The sequence below is a fragment of the Paenibacillus sp. FSL W7-1287 genome, from assembly GCF_038004245.1.
In the GTDB taxonomy this organism is placed as follows: domain Bacteria; phylum Bacillota; class Bacilli; order Paenibacillales; family Paenibacillaceae; genus Pristimantibacillus; species Pristimantibacillus camelliae.
This window is the reverse complement of sequence record NZ_JBBORD010000002.1, coordinates 205,403-224,640: the sequence shown is the minus strand read 5'-3', so window position 1 is coordinate 224,640 and position 19,238 is coordinate 205,403. Positions and strand designations below refer to the sequence as shown.

Genomic DNA, 19,238 nt, shown 5'->3' with positions numbered 1-19,238 from the left:
CTATACTTAAAGAAAAACTAAACGGAGAGGAATATAGAATGAGCAGACAATGGACTGGAAATGAATCGGTTATAATTGCTGATGGACGCCTGCAAGGTATTCGGCCTTCACAGTCGCAAGTTATTGCTTGGCTCGGGGTTCCTTATGCGCAGCCTCCAATAGGGAAGCTTCGCTGGAAAGCTCCACGCAAGCTTGATCCATGGGAAGGGATATTACGTGCACAATCGTATGGCAGCCGTAGTGTTCAATTATTCGAAGGCAGTACAATTGGCAGCGAAGATTGCTTATATCTAAATATATGGCGCCCAGATCATTCTGAACATAACCTGCCTGTTTTTGTGTTTGCACATGGAGGTGGAAATCTAGGTGGCTCCGGTCAGGATTTCTCAGGCGAGCAATTGGCGAGCGCAACCAATAGCATCATTATTTCGATGAATTACCGTTTAGGGGCAATGGGATTTTTTCGTCACCCAGCACTTCGAAGCGGTGATCCGTTAGATGATTCCGGAAACTACGGTTTGCTGGACATCCTTCATGCTTTAAAGTGGGTACAGAGCAATATCGTCTCCTTCGGAGGAAACCCAGACAACGTAACACTCGCAGGGCAATCTGCAGGAGCAAGAAATTCACTGGCTGCCTATCTTTCGCCGCTAGGTGAAGGTCTATTCCATAAGCTATTCGTGATGAGTGGCGGCATGACTACAGCTTCTGCTCAGCAAGGGGACATTAAGGCGAATGAGCTTCTAACAGCATTAGTGATCAGTAGCGGTCTAGCCAGCGAACCAGACGAAGCACTAGCATGGAGCTCACAGCAATCAACAGATACGATTGCACAATTTCTTTACGCTCAGCCAGCAGACTCGTTCTCCAAAGTGCTCATGACTTATGACACTGGCTTACGAATGGAAGGATTTCCTCATTTATTTGAAGACGGAACGGTATTGCCATTGGGGGGATTTGGGCAGCTTCAGCATAGGAGCTTCCCTGCACTGCCAATGATACTCGGCAGCACTTGTACGGAGTTTTCTATCTTTACACTATTTGATCCTTATTTTTCTGCTCCAACGATGGACGAACTGCGTAGGAAAGTGATAGAACAAAAGGACTTGTACGAGGCAGCCATTCAATATGGAAGCGAGCTGAATGCAGCCTTTAATGTAGAGCAGACGGCTCAGGCAATTGCTGAGACTGTGCCTAGCGCACCCATTTTCGCCTATCGCTTCTGTTGGGGAATGCAGGACGGCGTCATTGATCCTACGATCCACTTACTGCTCGGAGCACCACATGGTGTTGATATTCCATTTTTAACTGGTGATTATGCAGGGATGACCAGCATGTTTACTCATGGCATCATTACGGAAGCCAATAAGCCTGGACGTGAAAAGCTCTCGTCATTGCTTCGCAGCTATGTGCAGAACTTCTTACACACGGGAAATCCAAACCACAGCTCGTTACCCAAGTGGCAGCACTGGAGCGGTAACGATGATTCACCTGACATTCTTACCCTTGATGCAGGCTTGGAGGAAGTCATTGTACATAGGAGTTCAAAGCTCGAGCAACAAGAAATTAATTACCGTATGAGCATCGATGAACGACTGCAGCCTCCTCAGCGTAAATGGTTAGAAGACGTATTACTTAAAGGACGCTTTTTTAGGAAAGACTGATCATGTAAATAATAGCTAGCTATTAGTACTTCAATTTTAAGGGAGACATAACGATGCTAATGTACTTCATACTCATAGGAATCGGTCTTGCAGCGGGCTTATGCGGTTCTCTAGTTGGCCTAGGCGGGGGGTTTATCGTTGTCCCTGCACTTGCGTTTTTATTTCCAGACATGTCCCCTGCTCATTTAGCTGGGACATCCATGGCAATGCTTCTGTGCAATTCTATCTCCAGTACTTATGTGTACGCCAAGCAAAAAAGAATTGATTATGAAGCTGCTTTGAAGTTTTTTGCTGCCTCGATTCCAGGATCAATAGCAGGAGCACTTTACGTAAGTCACATCAAAGGGAGCTTTTTCTTCATTAGCTTCGGTATTTTTTTAATACTCGTTTCCTTGCTCCTGCTATTCAAACCTAGCTCCCCAATAGCATGGCCATTCAAAGCGACTGTGCAGCGCAGATTCGTTGATCACAACGGTGTGCAATTTAGCTATAGCTATCATCTTAGTACCGGCATTGTTATTAGCTTTATCGTCGGCTTTGCAGCAAGCTTATTTGGCATTGGCGGTGGCAGTCTAATGGTTCCTACGATGACGCTGCTGTTGAACTTTCCAGCTCATATTGCCGTAGCTACCTCTATGCTGCAGATTTTTCTATCATCCATAGTAAGCACGACTACTCATGCCTTCTCCATGAATGTTGACTGGCTAATGCTGCTGTTTCTAGCACCAGGAGCTATATTAGGCGGACAAATAGGCGCTCGATTAGCTAAACGTGTCCCTGCAAAGCTGTTGTTAAAGCTGCTGGCTGTTTTTCTAATTATCGTTTCTATCCGTATGATGATGAAAGGCTAGATGACTCAATCATCTGTCAACACGGGCTTCATGATTGAATGAATGAATAGGGAGCCAGCCTTCGAGCAGCGCACCACCTCGTGGATGATTGCTCGCTTCAAGCTCACCTCCATGTCTTCTTACAATCGTCTGCGATATAGTCAGCCCTAAGCCGCTGCCTCCTGTTGCTCGATTTCTAGACTGCTCACCACGGTAAAGCGGCTCAAATACATGCGGCAAATCTTCTTCTGAAAAGCCTACTCCGGAATCTGTAACGGAAAATATCAGTTTTTGTTCATCCCTATAGCATCGAACAATAATTTTTCCATCATCCGGAGTATGCCTTACCGCATTGTCCATTAGGTTGTTCATTGCCCGCTCCAATAGGTGAGCGTCACCATGAATGATGCAATGCTCTGTGCCTGCATCCTCACTTACTATAGTAATATTTTTTTTCTGCGCTAACGGCCGTAAGCTATCGACTGACCTCTGTAGTACTCCGTGAAGATCCACTGTCTCGCTGCTTAGATTCCCCTCTACATATTCCATCTTTGTAAATGTGAATAAATCCTCAACGAGCCGATCCAATTGTGCGGACTTTTCCTTGCAGACGGAAACATACTTTGCTGCTTGCTCAGGAGACCGGGCAATGCCTTGCTCCAATCCATCCAAATATCCTCTTAGGGCGAATAATGGAGTACGCAAATCGTGCGCAACAGCAGCGATCACAAATCTCCGATTATTCTCTAGCTCCATCTGTTTTCGATGTGACTTTTGAAGTCCTGTCACCATAGCCTCAAAGCCTTCACGTACTTCAGCAATTTCTGAAATCCTTGATAGAGGAATGTACACGTCTAGATCACCCTCTGCAATTTGCCTAGACGCCAAGCTCATTCCTTCAAGCGGCTTTAGAAGAAGTCTCCTCATCTGTACCCCAATAATAAAAAACGAAAGCAGCAATCCAGCTATTGCCCCGATCATTTGAACGGTATAGCCATTAGCTTGTGAAAGGCTAAAGGATCTCGTATCGATGAAATGTGCGATCACAAAGAATACCCAAGGCATGAGAAGGATTAGCACGAAACAAAGCAAAGTAAATGTGCGAATTCTAACGTTCATCATACGCGAACACCTTCAAAGCGGTAACCTATTCCCCATACATTGATCAAATATTGAGGCTCGTTCGGATCAGCTTCAAGCTTCTCACGCAGTCGACTGAGATGAACCCGAATCGTATGTTTATCGCCTACACCTTCCCAAAACCTATTGAGCAATTGCTCATACGAAAACACCTGTCTTGGATGCTCAGCGAACAATCGAAGCAATTCATATTCTCTTGGCGTGAGCAATACTTCCTTCCCTTCCACTATTACTTCTCGCGTCGACAGATTAAGCTTTAAGCGTCCGTAATCCAGTATTTTCTCATTACTCGACTGACGAGAAGATGTGGATCTCCGCAGCACCGCTTTTACTCTGGCAACAATTTCCCCCGGTGAAGCAGTTTTAACGATGTAATCATCACCGCCAAGCGTCAACCCCCTAATCTTGTCCACATCATCGCTGCGAGCGCTCAGAAAAAGAATAGGTACATCGCTCATCGTGCGAATTCGACGAGCTAATTCAAACCCATTCTGCCCCGGCATCATAATATCAAGAATGATGCAATGAACTGTATACTGCTGACATGCAGTCCAGGCCTCAGTGGCATCATTGGCTGTTAAAACATGAAAATGATCATTTTCCAAAAAGTCTCTTAATAATTCAACGATGCTTTTATCGTCATCTACAACGAGAATTGTCCTTAACTCACTCATTACTATCCCACCTTTACCCATTATTTTAGCACTTTTTGTGCAGCTGCCATTACCTCCTTGCGCTTTGTGATGATTTGTTTATTATTTTGTGACTTTTTTATCGCTTTATTTGAGATATTCAATGACTATCATTCAATTATGACTACGTTCGGCTTATACGTCGGCTTATACAATATCAATTCAATTAGGGGGTTTTATGATGTTAACTGTTCATGTTGTTCTTTTTGATGGATTCGATCTACTCGATGCAATTGCACCGTATGAGGTTTTTTGCGTTGCTGCGATGAAGACTGATAAGAAGTTAAATGTTCAATTCGTTACCGCTGAAGGAGCTAGATTAGTTAGCAGTGGTACGAATGGAGTAAAGCTTGAAGCCGTTGGCAAGCTCGATCCAGAGCTTGCCGATATGATCGTTGTGCCGGGTGCATCTGGGGACGTTGACGGGGATGGTCCTGATTCTGTTCCAATGATTCTAAGTCGAGCGTCGCAGACTGAACTAGCAGAGCTCATTAGAGAGGCACTAGATCGAGAAGACTGCATTGTTGCGACGGTGTGCGGCGGTTCTCTTGTGCTAGCTATGGCTGGCATGCTTGAAGGTCGACCAGCAGTAACACATCATCAAGGGATGGGCTTACTTGAGGCGACTGGAGCGATACCTATTTCTGCCAGAGTAGTTGAAGATGGCAATCTTATTACTGGAGGAGCTGTTACCTCAGGACTTGATGTCGCCTTGTATATGCTAGAGCGTGAGCTTGGTCCTCAAATTGCACACTCGGTGGAGCAATTGTTCGACTATGAACGAAGAGGGACGGTATGGCGGGCGCAGGGCCTTACGCCAACTCATTTTACACATTCTGATACACAACGTGAGAATCAGACGAGCACTGACATTCCTCCAGTAGACGATCAGCAGTTATTTACCATGGGTAACCAACATACACACCTACATGATGATGCAGCAAGATTCGATGGTCAATGGGATACAACCATTGCAACACCAGTAGGAAAGCTGCAGGTCAAGCTCGCCATTGCAATAAATAATGGAGTGATTCAAGGTACAGCTACCCAAGGTGATGAAACGGTGAGCTTTATAGATCCAATGCTGCACAGCAATAAGCTTGTCTGGTTACTTCCAATTACGAAGCCCATGCGATTAAATCTAAAATTTGAAGTGGCTGTACATGGTGATGTTATGAGCGGAACCGCTAAAGCTGGCGTTCTACCTGCTTCGAAATTAACAGGCAAGCGAATAGGCTGAGCCGCCAGATAACATTGATTTAAACAGAGAGGATTGTTAGCAGATGAAGCTTCAAATTTCTTTTTATCGGGCATTAGCTTGTGTCAGCAGCGTATTTATTGTATACGCCTTAATTAAAATCTACGTGGTCGATCCTGAAGCTGTCCATTTTCTAAGCTTCAAAACTGATTTAAAACGCGAGCTTAAGCTGCCATTGTGGTTGAATGTGATGTATGTTCATGTTGCATTCGCATGTATTGCTATGGCTGCAGGGTTGCTTAATTTCTCTAATCGCTTATTTGAAAAGAGCCGCAAGCTTCATCGCTGGAGTGGTTACATTTACTTGCTGTCTGTACTGCTCGTCATACTAACATCAGGTTATATGGCGCCATATGCTACAGGTGGGAAAATAAGCAGCATAGGCTTCAATTTCCTTAATATAGTATGGATGCTTATTACGGCAGTCGCCTTTGTTCAAATTAAGAGGAAACGTATAATAAGTCATCGCAACTGGATGATTCGCAGCTATGCCTTTTGCTTTACGAATATGATCATTCATCTGATTACAGCACTTTTGCATCAGGTGTTTCATTACAGCTATCCTTCTAGCTATACGATCGGCATCTATGGAGCTATCGCCATATTGCTCATAACTGCTGAGCTCATCATTCGAGCCATAGATCACAAACGTACCTAAAACAGTATCGTTGTATAGTAGTAGATAAAAACATATAAGCCAGACCAAGCTTTGAAACTCAATGCTTGGTCTGGCTTATGCTGCTTCAGCCGGCTCATTGGCAATACTCAATATTACGCTGTTTTCATCGTTTTATAAGCATTTACTTTTTCTTAGCAGCGATGATCAGCATCATCGGCCTGCGAAGCTCATCCTTCATACCCTTCACCGTATCAAGTAGATGCTGAGAAGGCTGTGGCTCCACAACTGCTGTTAACTCGAAGCCTTCTCCAATCAGTGCTTGTAGATAGGTCGTAAGTGTTTTATGATACTTAACGACGTTTTCCCCTAGAAAGTTTGTGGTTCGTTCTCCTTCATAAAAGTATCGATCAACTGGAAAATGTGCAATGCTTCCATCTTCAGCATAATACCAATCCTGGCTTCCGTATGCAGTAAAGACCGGGTGCTCTACTGAGAATACGAAATCTCCATTTGCTACAAGACATCGAGCAACCTTTCGCGCAACCTGTTCAAAGGATTCAATATAGTGCAAGGCAAGTGAACTAATAACGACGTCGTAGGATTGTTCGTCGAAAGCAGCCTCTTCAATTGGCATATGAATATAACGTATTGTAGAGCTCGTTTTTTCCTTCGCTACCGTTAGCATCTTCTCAGAACCATCGACTCCTGTGACAGCTTTAGCACCGTGCTCTATAGCATATTGGCAATGCCAGCCGAAGCCGCAGCCTAAGTCCAATACCCGCTTGCCATTAAAATCAGGCAGCAGCTGCTGAAGTGTTTCCCATTCACCAGCACCAGAAAGTCCTTTTGTAGAGCGTTCCATCTGACTATACTTCTCGAAAAACACGTTATCATCATATATATTCCGATTCATTTTCGTATCGCTCCTACAACTTATTAGAATGATCACCGATCAGCTCCCAATCTGAGGAGGTGTAGCTACCCATAAACCACAGTGAAACGCCTTTAAGCTCATAAAACTTCGCAAGCCAAATTTTCTTTTCTATGCTTTGCGTATCCTCGTAATATAGAAGATGACTGCCACGTTCATCTGTAAATTCAGCTTTCGCAAGAAAATATGGCATTGCCCACTCATTCACAACGCCGGGCATTACTAGTCTCTTCTCCACATCAGCAATGGCCGGACTAAGCGGCGCAGCTGTTACTCCATTAGTGGTAATCCATTGGTTCGCTTGCTTGGAAATACCGAGCACTAATTTGTCATTAGGGATGACTTGTAATGCTGTTGTAACGACGTCATTCACAAGTGGCAGCGGTGCTGACGGCAGCTTACTTTCATGATGGGTAAAGTCATACGCCATCAGAATGACCGTATCCGCAAGCTTGCCAATCGCCTCTAGATCATAGCCCTTGTAGTAATAGATCGGCGGGACAGCAACAGACAGCGAATAAGTGCCGAGCTGCTCCTTCAACTCCTTAAGAAATGCAACATAATCGGCAGCATACTCCTCCTCTTTCAGCCCTTCAAAGTCTATACTTACGCCTGTAAAGGAGTAGGAGGGATCATTTAATAGATTCAACAACGATTCGATAAAGGATTGCTGCGCTGCTTTATCTCTTAGGAATTCCTTCAAATTGCTATTGTCGTAAAACACCATCAGCTCCTTCGTAATATGAGCTGAATCAGCTGCAGCCAGTGCCTCTTCATAGCCGCTAGGTATTCGATTAACAGTCACTGATGTGTTTAACGAAGCAGAACCAGCCTCGCTGTATTCCAGGTGAGACCATCCGAATATAACATGAGACAACTTTTTCATCTGATTGATTGCTGAATAGGATTGAATCGCATAATAGCCTGTAAAATCTAGCTTTTCATCGGAAACTCGCATATCAATGAATCGATAAATGACGGCTGCTGCCTGCTTGCGAATTAACGCTTCCTTAGGCTTAAAGCCTACGCGATCCCCTTCCATAATGCCACGCTTCGCCGCGTAGTACACATATGGCTGCAGCTCTGCATCTATAGAAGCGTGATCTTTAAATGCGCGCGCATCCCGCTCCTTTGTCCACTCTGTGCTCAGCCATTGCTGCTGCACCTCTTCCTTCTCCGATTCTAGCAATGCCTTTCCTACCAGCATAGCAACCTCTTGTCTAGTAATCGTTTGCGACGGATTAAAGCTGCCATCTGAATCTAGCAAGCTATCAATCCATTGATTCTCATAAGCAGTAGAAATATAAGAAGCAGACCAACGTCCCTTATCTAATCCAGCAGGGAGGCGCCCCACTGCATCTTCCTCCATCTGATTCGCCATAACAAGCAGCTTAATGAACGCTTCTCTGGACAACGCATCATTCGGACGGTAAGTACCGTCTGTATATCCATTAATAATGCCTAATGCGGACAAGGAATAGATCGACTCCGTTGAATAATCATCCCCCACATCCTTAAATGGCTGAAGCTGAGCTTCGTACGCAAAGGCGCTGCTAGCAAAAAATAACGATAGTATAATGACGATAATGCTTACCCGTTTCATCATAATAATCGCTTCTCACGTCCTTTCTAGTAATTGAATATAGATACAGCTCGTGCTTATTTCTCCTATGTATATTAGACGTATAAAGGGAATAATTAGTTTCGCAATCTCATAGCTGTTACGTCGTTATAGCACGAAAAAATCCTGCAAATCAGACATTGTGATTTGCAGGCTATGTTTGATTGTTTAATATAATTACTATTAATCAAACTGCATATTCTGAACAGGCTTTCCGGTAAGGGTATGCTCGAACATGTCGATAATGAAGAGGAACCGTTCTGCCTCACGGAATACGTGATCTGCTAGTAGTGGATGGATAATACTTTTAATTCGGCATTCTTCAATCAAGTCTCTGGCTGTTTTCTTAAAGTCTCTCAGCGATTGTACTGAAACTCTATTCTGATCAAGAAACTGGTCAAGTAAAGGTGCGGTTTGAGATTCAGGGCGCATCGAATCAAGGTCTCGCGCCTGATAAAGCAGCTTATCGAAGTCCTCACTAAATTCTCGAGCTTGTTCCACTAGCTTTCGTTCGGAAGGATCAAGAAGATGTCCAATGAATTTCGCATGATCTGCCATTATTCTTAGGAAGAATACATTTTCATTAATAATAGCGTCTGGCAGAGGGTCTAAATTCCCAGCATTAAGCTCCTCCAATCTATTTCTAAAATAAAACGCTTCTCTGCTCGTATGATCAACTAGCAAAGGAAAATTATTTGCTCCGGGAAGCTGGCAGCTTAAAATGAGACCTAATATTTTTCTTTTAAATGCCCAAATGTGTGATGCGGCAGTATGGACCTCAACATTAAATCGTTGAATAACTTGCGGATCGGTACCAACATCGAAAGCCTGTGCTCGATGTTCAATAGCTTCAAAAGTTGAGTAATAATGATTGGCTTCATTAATCAATTGAGTGTCTTCACTTCTAAACCCAAGCCGAAGGAATAATGAATGCTCCTTCATGATGCGTGACCAAAACTTTATCTCATCTAATGACCGCACAACAAACCCATTGGACACTTAATCGCCTCCTAGAGTAACCTCATTACTATACATGTATTGCTTACGGTTAGTCTCTATTCCTACAGACAGGGCTTAATATTTTTATAGATATAGGGCGCGCTATGAGCTAGCTCGAACAATATATAACCATACGATACATGCTAGCTCTAATTTATAGTAAAAAAATCCGCTAAGCCTATACTGCTGGCTTAACGGATGATTATTAATTGAGCCTATGACTCTATGAAAAGAACATATTACACCCTTGCTGTCTCTGACCAGATGCGACGCGCTGTACGCAGGAAAAGCAATGACTGCTCCCAGCGATCATTTATCTCCTGCCTCCGCTGCCCGTAATCATCAACCGTTATCGCATATGGTGGTGGGCCGAGCTCGACAACGAACGGAAGTACATCGCCATTACGTGCAGCTTTGCGCCAATGCTTCATACCGCTGCTCCACCATCGTTCAAAATGCTGCAGCATAGGGTGCTCACCTGACGGACCAGCATCAACCTGCACCTGCTCACCATTTGATACCCTTGCATGAATAGCAGAGGTGCGTTCAAGCAGCTTTTGCATCAATGCCTCCGCCTCGTCAGATATGGTGTGCATCTCTCCTGCAACGACGTAATGTGACATATCTATCGTTAATCGAAGCTGCTCCAGCGCTTCAACATACGAGACCGTTCGAAGCAAATCCTGTGTAATGGTGCCGCGATGCGTCTCGATATATGCTGGTATGCCAGCTTTCTCTGATAACTCATGGATTCCTCTCAGCATTTCAATTGCTCCGTGATCAATAAGAAACGGTGTCATTACTTGAACGTTAATGTGCTGGATAGCTCCGTATTGCTTGGCTTGATTAAGCAGTATAGCCATGTCATTACAGGTTTTCGGGTATGCGTTAACACTTAAGCTTAAACGATAGCGCTCAAGCAGCTTGTTCCATCGCTTTGCTTCCTCAGAACTAGGAATAAATCCATTGATACCATCAAATCCAGCCTCCGCAATCATCTCTACCTTCTGTTCTAGAGAATACTCTGCGCTGCGCTCGAGGCCGTTCATCCCCCACCAGGACATATGAACCTCGAGCCTCGGATCATTGAACGTATTAGTGTGGGTAGAATGGTTCGAACTCAACGCCGCATGGTCCTCCATCTGGATTCGTAACCAGCTCTACCTCGGAGCCGTCAGCTCTGTAAAGTGGGCGATAGTATTCACTAATATGCGTAGCAGATTCATTTGCATAATGGCAAATAAATGATCTACGGAAGCGATCCTTCGTTTTATTACGGTAGGAGCCATGAATTAGATTTCCGTTGAAGAACAACACATCACCTGCATCCATCACAACAGGCATTGCCTTCTGATCCTTAGGCGGCTTAACATAATGTGTCGTGAACGATTCCTTCGCATCCGAGTATTCAGGACATACGATCTCGTATTCCTGCGTCTTAGGAACGACGAGCAAGCTGCCATTCTCTTCATCTGCGGCATCAACCGCGGTCCACGCAGCAATGCAATTTCCTGGCTCGACCTTAAGATAAAAGTTATCCTGATGAAGCGCCTGACCTCTAGCTCCAGGTGGCTTATAGTAATACATGCTTTGCGCAGCGAGTGCCGGCTCCTCATACAAATCCTCGAGCACGCGGAGCACAGGCTGATGCAGCATATACTTTCTGGCTGTTTCATTAAAGCGATGTGGATGCATGACTCTCGGATAGCGCTTTAATGGATCCGTTACCGATTCCGATAAGTCTGGCTCAAAAAAGCCTGGTACCGTTGTATGACTGATGGCTTCAAAGGTATCCTCAATCTCCTTTAGCTGCTCTGCCTTGAACAAGCCCTTAACTATTAGGTAGCCTTCGTTCTCGAATTGCTTCTTTTGTTCTTCAGTCAAAAATTTAAGTGTATACACGATACATCCCCCCTCGTTTCATTACTTAAAGTGTAGCTTCTTCACTAATCATAATGTAGTAACAAATCTGCTTTTTTCTCACACAATTCTGCTATTGTATAGAATGCAGCATTGCATTTCGATATAATAAAGCAACAAATAATGGCAAGGATGGTGAGCACCGTGACACAGTTTGATGAGCCTTCTAGCTATGACGGACAGTCTCATGGTCTGTTTATTAGTGGTCACTTTCACGTTAACGACTCGTATAGTACACATCGACCGAGTGGGATGGATGACTGGCTAATTACGTTTACTTTAAGTGGAGAGGGCTATTTCATTACGCCTGAAGGTGAAACAAGATGCTCTCGGGGAGATATTGTACTAATGAGACCCGGTGTGCCGCATAAGTATGGCACGGTAAAGGGAGAGGTGTGGAATTTTATATGGGCGCACTTTTCTCCACTATCCGTTGGTGACAGCCTGCTGCCAGCAGAGCCTTTGTACGTTCACACAATCGAGCCATTCTCAATCTATAAGCGTGTTCATCGTGCTTTCCGCAGAATTCTGTCAGATTCAAGAGAACGTCATGAATATTGGCAAGACCTTTGTCTGAATTCACTGCGTGAAATCTTACTTGTACTTGCCCAGCAGAAGAATCATACGCTCGATCCGCGAGTCGAGGAGGTGCTTCATTATCTATCTAATCATATGAGGCACTCCGTGGAGATTGAGGAGCTTGCTAGAACGATCGGACTATCAGCCTCACGTATGTCTCATCTGTTCAAAGAGCAAACTGGTCAATCCATCATCGATGCATTAAATCAGATGCGAATACGTCAAGCTGCACTGCTGTTAGAGCATACGAATCGCAGTGCCTCGGAGATTTCATTCGAGGTTGGGTTTCATAACTATAATCATTTTATTCGGCAATTTCGCAAATGGATGGGAACAACGCCTAGCTGCTTCAAGCGGCATAATGATAGATAATAGCTGCATCAAAAACAAAAAAAGCGTCACAGAACGTCAACTTTTATTGACGTTCTGGACACCCATCATTCTTCAAATCTTTAATAAGCAATGACAATATTCCTTCTTGATAACCTGCCATTGCGATTTCGTTCATCGCATGTGCTACCTCTTGCAACTCAGAGTCAAGCAGCGGGGCGAGCTTTGCTATTCTTTCCCCTAGTTCCACTGCAGGGGTCGATGCTTTATAATCAGAACTAGACATTCGCCAAATCCTTGCCTGTTCACGATATCTTTGCTTAAAACGAACAGCCATCGCTAAGCCCTCTGGATCAAAATCACCGCTGTAATATAATGTGTATCCGGATGCTGCAAGCAGATCCATTAGCTGCAAGCCTGCAAGCTTGAACTGCCCATGAGTACAAATCAACGGTGCGTTAGGCACTGCATCCAGCAAGGCAGAGAATATTCCCGAGTTTTCAACGACGTACACTTTTGCGGAAGATTTATCAAATGTCTGCTTGGCTACAGTCACCCTATCGACCTTTAATATTTCCCGAATCGGTACATTCAGAACACTCTGTTCATCTACAGCTGACCTCCATACCGGATGTTCTCTCTCTCCTCTATAAGCAATTAGATTAGCTTGGGTTACAAAGTTTTGGATATCGTCTCTTAGCAGGTTATAATGCAGAAGCAGCTCATTCAATGGCTCGGTTTGTGTAGGCAATGCCCCTTTTCTACCCGCCATCACATGCAAAACGTGAATCCACAGCTTCCCCCTCAAACTAGTAATATCAAGAGCATGCGGATCACCTGTAACTCGTTGACTGAAAATCGGATATCGTTCAAATGAGCTCGGCAGGGCTGCATAAGCGAGAGCTAACGTATGGACTTCCTCAGCAAAACTAGGTTCAAGCAGAAGTCTCCAAATCCATTTCGTATCGCTCGTCCTGCCTTCCAAATACACAAACCATAGGGCAAGCTGAGGATATTGCAATTTACAATTGGCTAAGACTTTTCGACGTGCTTCAATTAGCTTATCCCTTTCAGCTTTCTTGGACTGTAAACTCTCTTCAAAATAAGCTTCTAGCAGTTCCTGCAACGTTATCTCTGCAAACTTTGTTTGCATTAATCTCTGTTCAAAATCAGACAGCTTCAACTTTCCTTTTCCCATAAGATGGTGAGGAGACTGCCCCATAAATAAAGCAAGCTCCTCTATGGCATGATCAGATAAAATTGATAAATCGATCGTCCCTCCGAATCTTCCGAACGACTCATATTTTTTGCGAAACAGAATAAAAAGGGAATGCAAACCCTTTTTATTCTTAAAATATTGCAATGCTTCATCAAGCTTCCTGCTCAACTTACTCACCCACTTCATCGACCTTCATGGACAACTTTTGTCCATTCCACGTATAACGAATAACCGTCACATAGTCTGCATTTTTAGGTCTAACAAGCTCACATACAGCCAACGACTGAACCGTTTCGTAATCGCCCCATAGAACTTGGGAGTTCATAATATAATTAAAGTCGAGATGTTCGACGATCTCGAACATCTCGTTGATATTATTTTCATCCACACCGGCAAACGCCTCGTCTAACGATATAATATAAGGAGCACTAGGCGCTGCCTCTTGGTAGCGTGAATAGCAGGCTGTGAAGAGCGGTATATACATCGCCATCGCTTTTTCCCCGCCGCTAAACTTGAAGAATTGATGATTGGTTAGCTCCCGCCTAGGTTCATTTGGACGCTCGTAATATAGAACAAATGAAAACCATTTGCGATAATCGAGTACCATTTTCAAAACCTGAAGCAGGCTTTCCCCCTCGCCTTTTTCCTCAAGCCAAGCTTTCGCTGACTGAATTTTCGATCGAAAATGCCGAGTAATTCGTTCGAGATCATCTTCATTCAATAAATTGGAATCTTGCTTCAACAAAGCGACAAGCTCACTCGTGTCAAGCTCCTGCTCTGAATCGGCCGTTCTTGCTTTCCAGCGTATTGAGAATTTGAGACCTGAAGAAGTATCCCTGCTTTCCATCAACCCTCTCATTTTCTCCGTCCATTGTTCTGCGCGACGAATGCGGGCTCTAAGCTTATGCCCTACTGAATTAAGTAAAATTTCTTCATAGAGCTGCTTGTCCATCTCATCGAGTCTTGTTTCCTGTATCGACAGCTCTCTAGCAACACTTTCGTATAGTGCTGCAGGAGAAATCTTTACTCCGCGTTGGTCAAACTCAATAATATCTCTTGTGTTTTTTGCTTTCCACTGCTCAATAACTGGCTTCCATTCGTCTCGATCGATCTCCTTCATCCAGTCATAAGCATTTGGTGCATCTGTAAATTGAGTAATTTTATGCTCTGTTAAATCAGGCTGTAAGCTAAAGAACAATTTTGATAGTTCTCCCTCTAGGACAGATTTTTCTTTAGCTAGTGGTTTATCTGCGAATTCTTTAAGGTGCTTCTCATCCAACACCTCATTGTCTGAGGCAAAAGTCCCCCGCTTCCATTCCTTTTGCAGAGTTTCCTCCCAGATAACCTTCATTTGACTCCAAAATATATACTCATTTTTCTTCTCAACAAGCTTGTCCTTCTTATTTGATCGCTGGACATCCAAAGTAGGTATTCTGCTAGTTAGTTGACGAAGCTCGGATGTAACCTGCTCTAACTGCATTATTGTTTCACGAATTTCTCGTCTTACATCGTCTGCCCCTTTTAACTGCTGCTGTTGTTTAATATGGTCTATTTCCTGCTGCAGCTTCATAGCTTTTCCATCAAGCACATTCCACTCTCCACGTAGCCTATCAACCTCAAACTGATGTTCATCTAATCTATCTTCTTCTCTTCTAATTTCTTCAAGTAGTCTAACCCAAGACTCATGCTCTCTATGAATATGCTGTAATCGTTTTTCATATTGTCGACTCTGTCCCAATGCTTGCTGATAGCATTCGACCGTTAATTTTCCTAAGGCAAGTCCTTGAGTAAGCTCATTAATCTTTCGCTTGCTGTTTTGGAGCTTTTGCTCTAGGGTAGCCGTCTGATCGGATAACTCCTTAATTATTTTATTGTGATGGGCGAGTCGTCTTTTCGTTTCTTCAAGCTCGTTATTACATGCTTTTACATCTTTACTTGTTGGGAAGTCACTCCAAGCTTCTTTAGAGCGTTCAAACAATTCATCTATTCGATGTCTCTCTTCCTCTAGCAGCGAGATCTGAGCTTGATAGTCCGCTATCTGTTGCTCAAACTCTGCTAACAGCTGCTCTCGATAGCGTCTTCTCGCCTCTCTTCCAATAAAACGAACTTCTTCCAACGGCAACGCATGTCCCTGTAAATTCCCAAAGCGATACCGTCCATCCTCTGTAAAATGTATTGGTGCTTCACCATTCATCTCGATACTTTGCAGTATCGCCTCTATGCGGTCATACGGTATCGTCTTCTGCATGGCATCAGGTTGTAAGTAATCTGCTAACGTCGCTGTGAATAGCTTAGGATCCGCGATGAGCACGCGATCATGCTCATATTCGATCTGCTCTGTCGTCACTAATGCATCAAGTAGGCCTGTTTCACTCAGTGCACTTTCAAGACGCCGCTGTACCTCAAGTGGTATGTCAGGATGAAACTCAACAATTTCATACAATGGTTTATACGCCACCGCTTGCTCATCTAACCGATTGCGTGCCTTTATAGTCGCGACATGACGCTTGGGTTCCGGATCGCGCTGTGCCTGGATTTTCTTCCACTCAACTTGCAATTGCTCCAATTCCTTTTCGCTTTGAGCCTTTTGAGTAAGTATCTCAGCACGACGAATACGAAGTCCATCCTCATAGTTATTAGCGGTGTGCTTGAATAATTCCTTTATATCCTCGTACTCATATTCTGCGAACAACTGCTCCACCATGCGCATCATTCGCTGAATATCTGTATCTATAACCTGATATTGCTGGTTGTTCTCTAGCCAGTTATGAATTTTTCGGATTAAAGACTGTTTTTCTTCGTGTAGAAGAGTTTGCCACTTACGTTCATCGTCCAGTAAGGAATCATACGCTTGCTTCTCCCCGCTGAGCATACGGTGTTTTTCCTCAATTTGCTGAATTATTGAATCTCGATTTCTTAACTCCTGGAGAGCAGCATCTAACTTGGTAGTATGGTCCTCCAGCTCTCTTTTCCAATTATCGAAGTCGAATGACTTCCCTTCATAGCGCTTATAATCGCGTAAGTTTAGCTCATGCTGTGCAAATCCACTTTCTTGAGCTTCAAAATCCAGCTCCTCAATTTCATTGTTCAGCTGCTGCTTCTTCTGATCAATTTTTAGCTCAAGCTCATCTATTCTTTTATGAGTCTCCTTCTCCTTTTTTAATTTTTCATCGACTTGATTTCCTTTCATAATCAAGTCACGCCCCAGCTCTCTCTGCTCGTTTTGTTTCTGCTGTAGCATCTCCTCTAGCTGGAAAACCTCATGCAGCTGAAGTCTTTTTTTATGCTCCTCTAAAGCACCTTCTTCGATCTTCAATTCCTGCTCTCTGGTTATACTATTTTCAAAGTCTGCAGCAAGCTTATCCAGCTCTTTTTCTAAAGCCTCTACTTCACGCATTTCCTTTTCAGATCGGTTTTTCGCCTGGTTCCATTCCTTTACCTGATCTGCGAAAACTCGTTCAGAATAAGCCTCGTAGGCATTTTTAAGCTTCGTTAATGCTTTTACCTCTCTCACGAGTTGCTCCATCTGTTGCTTCGTCTGATCCATCTGTTCAATCGAATCAGACAAGTAACGTAAATCATCATCGGTCAATGGTGGCAGTGCTTCCTCCAATATCTCGTAAATGACCGTTGGTTTGAAATCCTTAGATAGCTTAGGACTTCGCAGCTGTATGAGCAGCTTAATTAGATCATCATATGCCTCAAGCGTTTCAAAACCAAAAACATATCGGTTAACGAGCTTCATATAATCCTGATTAGAGCTTACAACTTCTCCTCCGCTGCCAATGGCCGTTGTTAATTCCGTTTGTGAATACGGAAATTGCTTTTTCTCGCCATTTTGATTAACTAATTTGAAAAGCTCGAAATCATGCCCAATTCGCCTATTATCAGTGATAACAAATCCCCATGATTTCAATGTTTGATTTCGTTTCGCCTGCATCCCCATACCTGTCGTCAAGTATTGGTCGGAGCCTTTCATCTTATATTCTATAAACAGATAACCGGTTCGTTCATCGCGATCGGAAACTTCCTTTTCACCAAGCAAGTAATCGGTCATTCTTCTTGATCTAGAGCCAAATGGATCCAACCGATCTGGAGTTTTTTTACCGTCGAGAAGAACTGGCAGTAAGCTTTGCATCGTTACAGATTTACCAGAACCATTTGTACCTCTAAGCAACAACTTGCCATCTGCAAACTCAAAAATCTCATTATCGTAATACCAAAAGTTAAATAACCCTGCGCGATTCAGCATATATTTTGCAGTCACTAAACACCCTCTCCTTCTATCTCATAATCCTGTGGATAGTAAGCAATCATACGTGCAGCACCCGGTAGGATTGTCAGCATATGTGTTTGTTGCTCATATTTAGCCATATCCCATGACATCCAGAATGCAATTATTTCGTCAGCTAATGCTTCAATTGTCAGATCACGATACTTCTTCGCCCAGCCGTGTCCATAGATTTCTTTCGTTTCATTGACTACAGTTTGGAATCTAACGTATGGCATACGGAGCTCACCAAGTTCATTGATAATAAATTCCTTTAATTGCACTCTAATCATTGCAATCGCATGCAAGACTACATCAGAGATTCCACTAGTGTCAGGAAACAACGTATATCGCTTTTTCGCTTCTGGTAACGTTAGCATGGCTGCATTCTTAAACACCTCTAAGCGAAATGGGCTGTGCTGCTCAATATCTTCGCGCAATCGATTTCTAAAATTCCGAATATATGCAAAATCTTGATCATCCTCACTCTGTCGATAAACAAACGGTGTCATCAACAGCTTGCGATAAACTCGCTTCCTCCGCTGATCCTCTGAATGCCGCCGCCACTCCTGCTCGATGAGCTCTTCAATCGAATCGAATTTGAACAAATCATCTGGATAAGATCTCATGAAATATCGAGAATATACGGTCACTTCGTAAAGAACTTCCTCTTCCTCACTATGTTGAAAAAGCTCTAGATTGCCATCAATCGTTTTTATTAAGCGTAGCTCAATGACCTGCTTCAAAGCTCTTACAAGCGAGCGGCGATGCTGATACAAGGTCCAATCCAGAGGAATATCACCGCTATACAACTCTTGAATTCGCTCTGCCAGATCTGACAGTAAAAACTGCTCATCCACTGCTTTTTGCTCTGTATATGCTAACGCGCAACAAAAAATCGAATAATCCATTTGCTCATCAAAAGCCTGAATACCCATCCAACTGTGTGGCTCGACAGGAATTTTCTCAAGCTTGGCAAAATGCTGATGCACAATTAGATCAAAACCAAACTTTTCCTGGATATATCGCTTAAGTTTAAGTTCACGATCGCGAATCAAACGGTACGCTTCCGGCTCATCATCACGTAGAATCCAAAATTGTTCAAACAATAGAGCTAGCGCTTCTGAGGTTTGCTCGTCAAATACTTCCGCTTGTAAACTCAATTT

At 43.6% G+C, this 19,238-nt stretch carries 15 protein-coding genes; 5 read left to right on the top strand and 10 right to left on the bottom strand.

Annotated features, from left to right (window positions below; genetic code table 11):
* Window positions 1-38 precede the first annotated feature (38 nt).
* A complete protein-coding gene (locus tag NSQ99_RS21045) occupies window positions 39-1,664 on the top strand; it encodes a carboxylesterase family protein (protein ID WP_340838973.1) in 1,626 nt (541 codons plus the stop codon).
* Between the two features lie 53 nt (window positions 1,665-1,717).
* Complete coding sequence (locus NSQ99_RS21040) at window positions 1,718-2,515, top strand: sulfite exporter TauE/SafE family protein (RefSeq protein ID WP_340838972.1); 798 nt, start codon at window positions 1,718-1,720, stop codon at window positions 2,513-2,515.
* A gap of 9 nt (window positions 2,516-2,524) precedes the next feature.
* On the opposite strand, the gene NSQ99_RS21035 is transcribed toward NSQ99_RS21040, so the two are convergent.
* Together NSQ99_RS21035 and NSQ99_RS21030 are read right to left on the bottom strand one after the other, a co-directional pair.
* The gene (locus NSQ99_RS21035; protein ID WP_340838971.1) at window positions 2,525-3,616 is read right to left on the bottom strand and encodes a sensor histidine kinase; all 1,092 of its coding nucleotides are present in this window, start codon (window positions 3,614-3,616) and stop codon (window positions 2,525-2,527) included.
* On the bottom strand, window positions 3,613-4,308 hold the full coding sequence (locus NSQ99_RS21030; protein WP_251668239.1) for a response regulator transcription factor: 696 nt from the start codon (window positions 4,306-4,308) through the stop codon (window positions 3,613-3,615). The genes NSQ99_RS21035 and NSQ99_RS21030 overlap by 4 nt, the downstream gene beginning before the upstream one ends.
* Before the next feature lie 199 nt (window positions 4,309-4,507).
* On the opposite strand from NSQ99_RS21030, the gene NSQ99_RS21025 reads away from it, so the two are divergent.
* Both NSQ99_RS21025 and NSQ99_RS21020 read left to right on the top strand, forming a co-directional pair.
* Window positions 4,508-5,566, top strand: coding sequence for a DJ-1/PfpI family protein (locus NSQ99_RS21025; RefSeq protein WP_251668399.1), 1,059 nt, complete (start codon window positions 4,508-4,510; stop codon window positions 5,564-5,566).
* A 43-nt stretch (window positions 5,567-5,609) separates the two neighbouring features.
* Window positions 5,610-6,242 carry a DUF2306 domain-containing protein gene (locus tag NSQ99_RS21020; protein ID WP_340838970.1) on the top strand — a complete coding sequence of 211 codons (633 nt, stop codon included), beginning with the start codon at window positions 5,610-5,612 and terminating at the stop codon, window positions 6,240-6,242.
* 142 nt (window positions 6,243-6,384) lie between these two features.
* On the opposite strand, the gene NSQ99_RS21015 is transcribed toward NSQ99_RS21020, so the two are convergent.
* The 5 genes from NSQ99_RS21015 to NSQ99_RS20995 form a co-directional block, all read right to left on the bottom strand.
* Window positions 6,385-7,116, bottom strand: a complete 732-nt coding sequence (locus tag NSQ99_RS21015) for a class I SAM-dependent methyltransferase (RefSeq protein ID WP_340838969.1) — start codon at window positions 7,114-7,116, stop codon at window positions 6,385-6,387.
* 13 nt (window positions 7,117-7,129) lie between these two features.
* Window positions 7,130-8,740 (bottom strand): glycosyl hydrolase family 18 protein, encoded by a 1,611-nt coding sequence (locus NSQ99_RS21010; RefSeq protein WP_340838968.1) that lies wholly within the window; start codon window positions 8,738-8,740, stop codon window positions 7,130-7,132.
* Between the two features lie 198 nt (window positions 8,741-8,938).
* On the bottom strand, window positions 8,939-9,754 hold the full coding sequence (locus tag NSQ99_RS21005) for a DUF2935 domain-containing protein (protein ID WP_340838967.1): 816 nt from the start codon (window positions 9,752-9,754) through the stop codon (window positions 8,939-8,941).
* 239 nt (window positions 9,755-9,993) lie between these two features.
* Window positions 9,994-10,878 (bottom strand): sugar phosphate isomerase/epimerase family protein, encoded by an 885-nt coding sequence (locus tag NSQ99_RS21000; RefSeq protein ID WP_340838966.1) that lies wholly within the window; start codon window positions 10,876-10,878, stop codon window positions 9,994-9,996.
* Window positions 10,850-11,659, bottom strand: a complete 810-nt coding sequence (locus NSQ99_RS20995) for a phytanoyl-CoA dioxygenase family protein (protein ID WP_340839224.1) — start codon at window positions 11,657-11,659, stop codon at window positions 10,850-10,852. The genes NSQ99_RS21000 and NSQ99_RS20995 overlap by 29 nt, the downstream gene beginning before the upstream one ends.
* A 138-nt stretch (window positions 11,660-11,797) precedes the next feature.
* Here NSQ99_RS20995 and NSQ99_RS20990 point away from each other — a divergent pair, with 138 nt between their 5' ends.
* Complete coding sequence (locus tag NSQ99_RS20990) at window positions 11,798-12,625, top strand: helix-turn-helix domain-containing protein (RefSeq protein ID WP_340838965.1); 828 nt, start codon at window positions 11,798-11,800, stop codon at window positions 12,623-12,625.
* A gap of 43 nt (window positions 12,626-12,668) precedes the next feature.
* Here the strand turns inward: NSQ99_RS20990 and NSQ99_RS20985 are convergent, their stop codons facing one another.
* From NSQ99_RS20985 to NSQ99_RS20975, 3 genes are read right to left on the bottom strand one after another with little or no spacing between them, the layout of a single operon-like run.
* On the bottom strand, window positions 12,669-13,970 hold the full coding sequence (locus NSQ99_RS20985; protein WP_340838964.1) for a TIGR02679 family protein: 1,302 nt from the start codon (window positions 13,968-13,970) through the stop codon (window positions 12,669-12,671).
* A 1-nt stretch (window position 13,971) separates the two neighbouring features.
* Window positions 13,972-18,069 (bottom strand): TIGR02680 family protein, encoded by a 4,098-nt coding sequence (locus NSQ99_RS20980; RefSeq protein WP_340838963.1) that lies wholly within the window; start codon window positions 18,067-18,069, stop codon window positions 13,972-13,974.
* On the bottom strand, window positions 18,069-19,235 hold the full coding sequence (locus tag NSQ99_RS20975) for a TIGR02678 family protein (protein WP_340838962.1): 1,167 nt from the start codon (window positions 19,233-19,235) through the stop codon (window positions 18,069-18,071). The genes NSQ99_RS20980 and NSQ99_RS20975 overlap by 1 nt, the downstream gene beginning before the upstream one ends.
* Between the last annotated feature and the right edge of the window lie 3 nt (window positions 19,236-19,238).

What these genes read in the sequence shown, in the direction of transcription:
- NSQ99_RS20990 (WP_340838965.1), top strand. Translation starts at nt 11,798, where the DNA reads ATGGCAAGGATGGTGAGCACCGTGACACAGTTTGATGAGCCTTCTAGC.
- NSQ99_RS21035 (WP_340838971.1), bottom strand. Translation starts at nt 3,616, where the DNA reads ATGATGAACGTTAGAATTCGCACATTTACTTTGCTTTGTTTCGTGCTA.
- NSQ99_RS21025 (WP_251668399.1), top strand. Translation starts at nt 4,508, where the DNA reads ATGTTAACTGTTCATGTTGTTCTTTTTGATGGATTCGATCTACTCGAT.
- NSQ99_RS21010 (WP_340838968.1), bottom strand. Translation starts at nt 8,740, where the DNA reads ATGATGAAACGGGTAAGCATTATCGTCATTATACTATCGTTATTTTTT.
- NSQ99_RS21030 (WP_251668239.1), bottom strand. Translation starts at nt 4,308, where the DNA reads ATGAGTGAGTTAAGGACAATTCTCGTTGTAGATGACGATAAAAGCATC.
- NSQ99_RS21040 (WP_340838972.1), top strand. Translation starts at nt 1,718, where the DNA reads ATGCTAATGTACTTCATACTCATAGGAATCGGTCTTGCAGCGGGCTTA.
- NSQ99_RS21015 (WP_340838969.1), bottom strand. Translation starts at nt 7,116, where the DNA reads ATGAATCGGAATATATATGATGATAACGTGTTTTTCGAGAAGTATAGT.
- NSQ99_RS21020 (WP_340838970.1), top strand. Translation starts at nt 5,610, where the DNA reads ATGAAGCTTCAAATTTCTTTTTATCGGGCATTAGCTTGTGTCAGCAGC.
- NSQ99_RS21045 (WP_340838973.1), top strand. Translation starts at nt 39, where the DNA reads ATGAGCAGACAATGGACTGGAAATGAATCGGTTATAATTGCTGATGGA.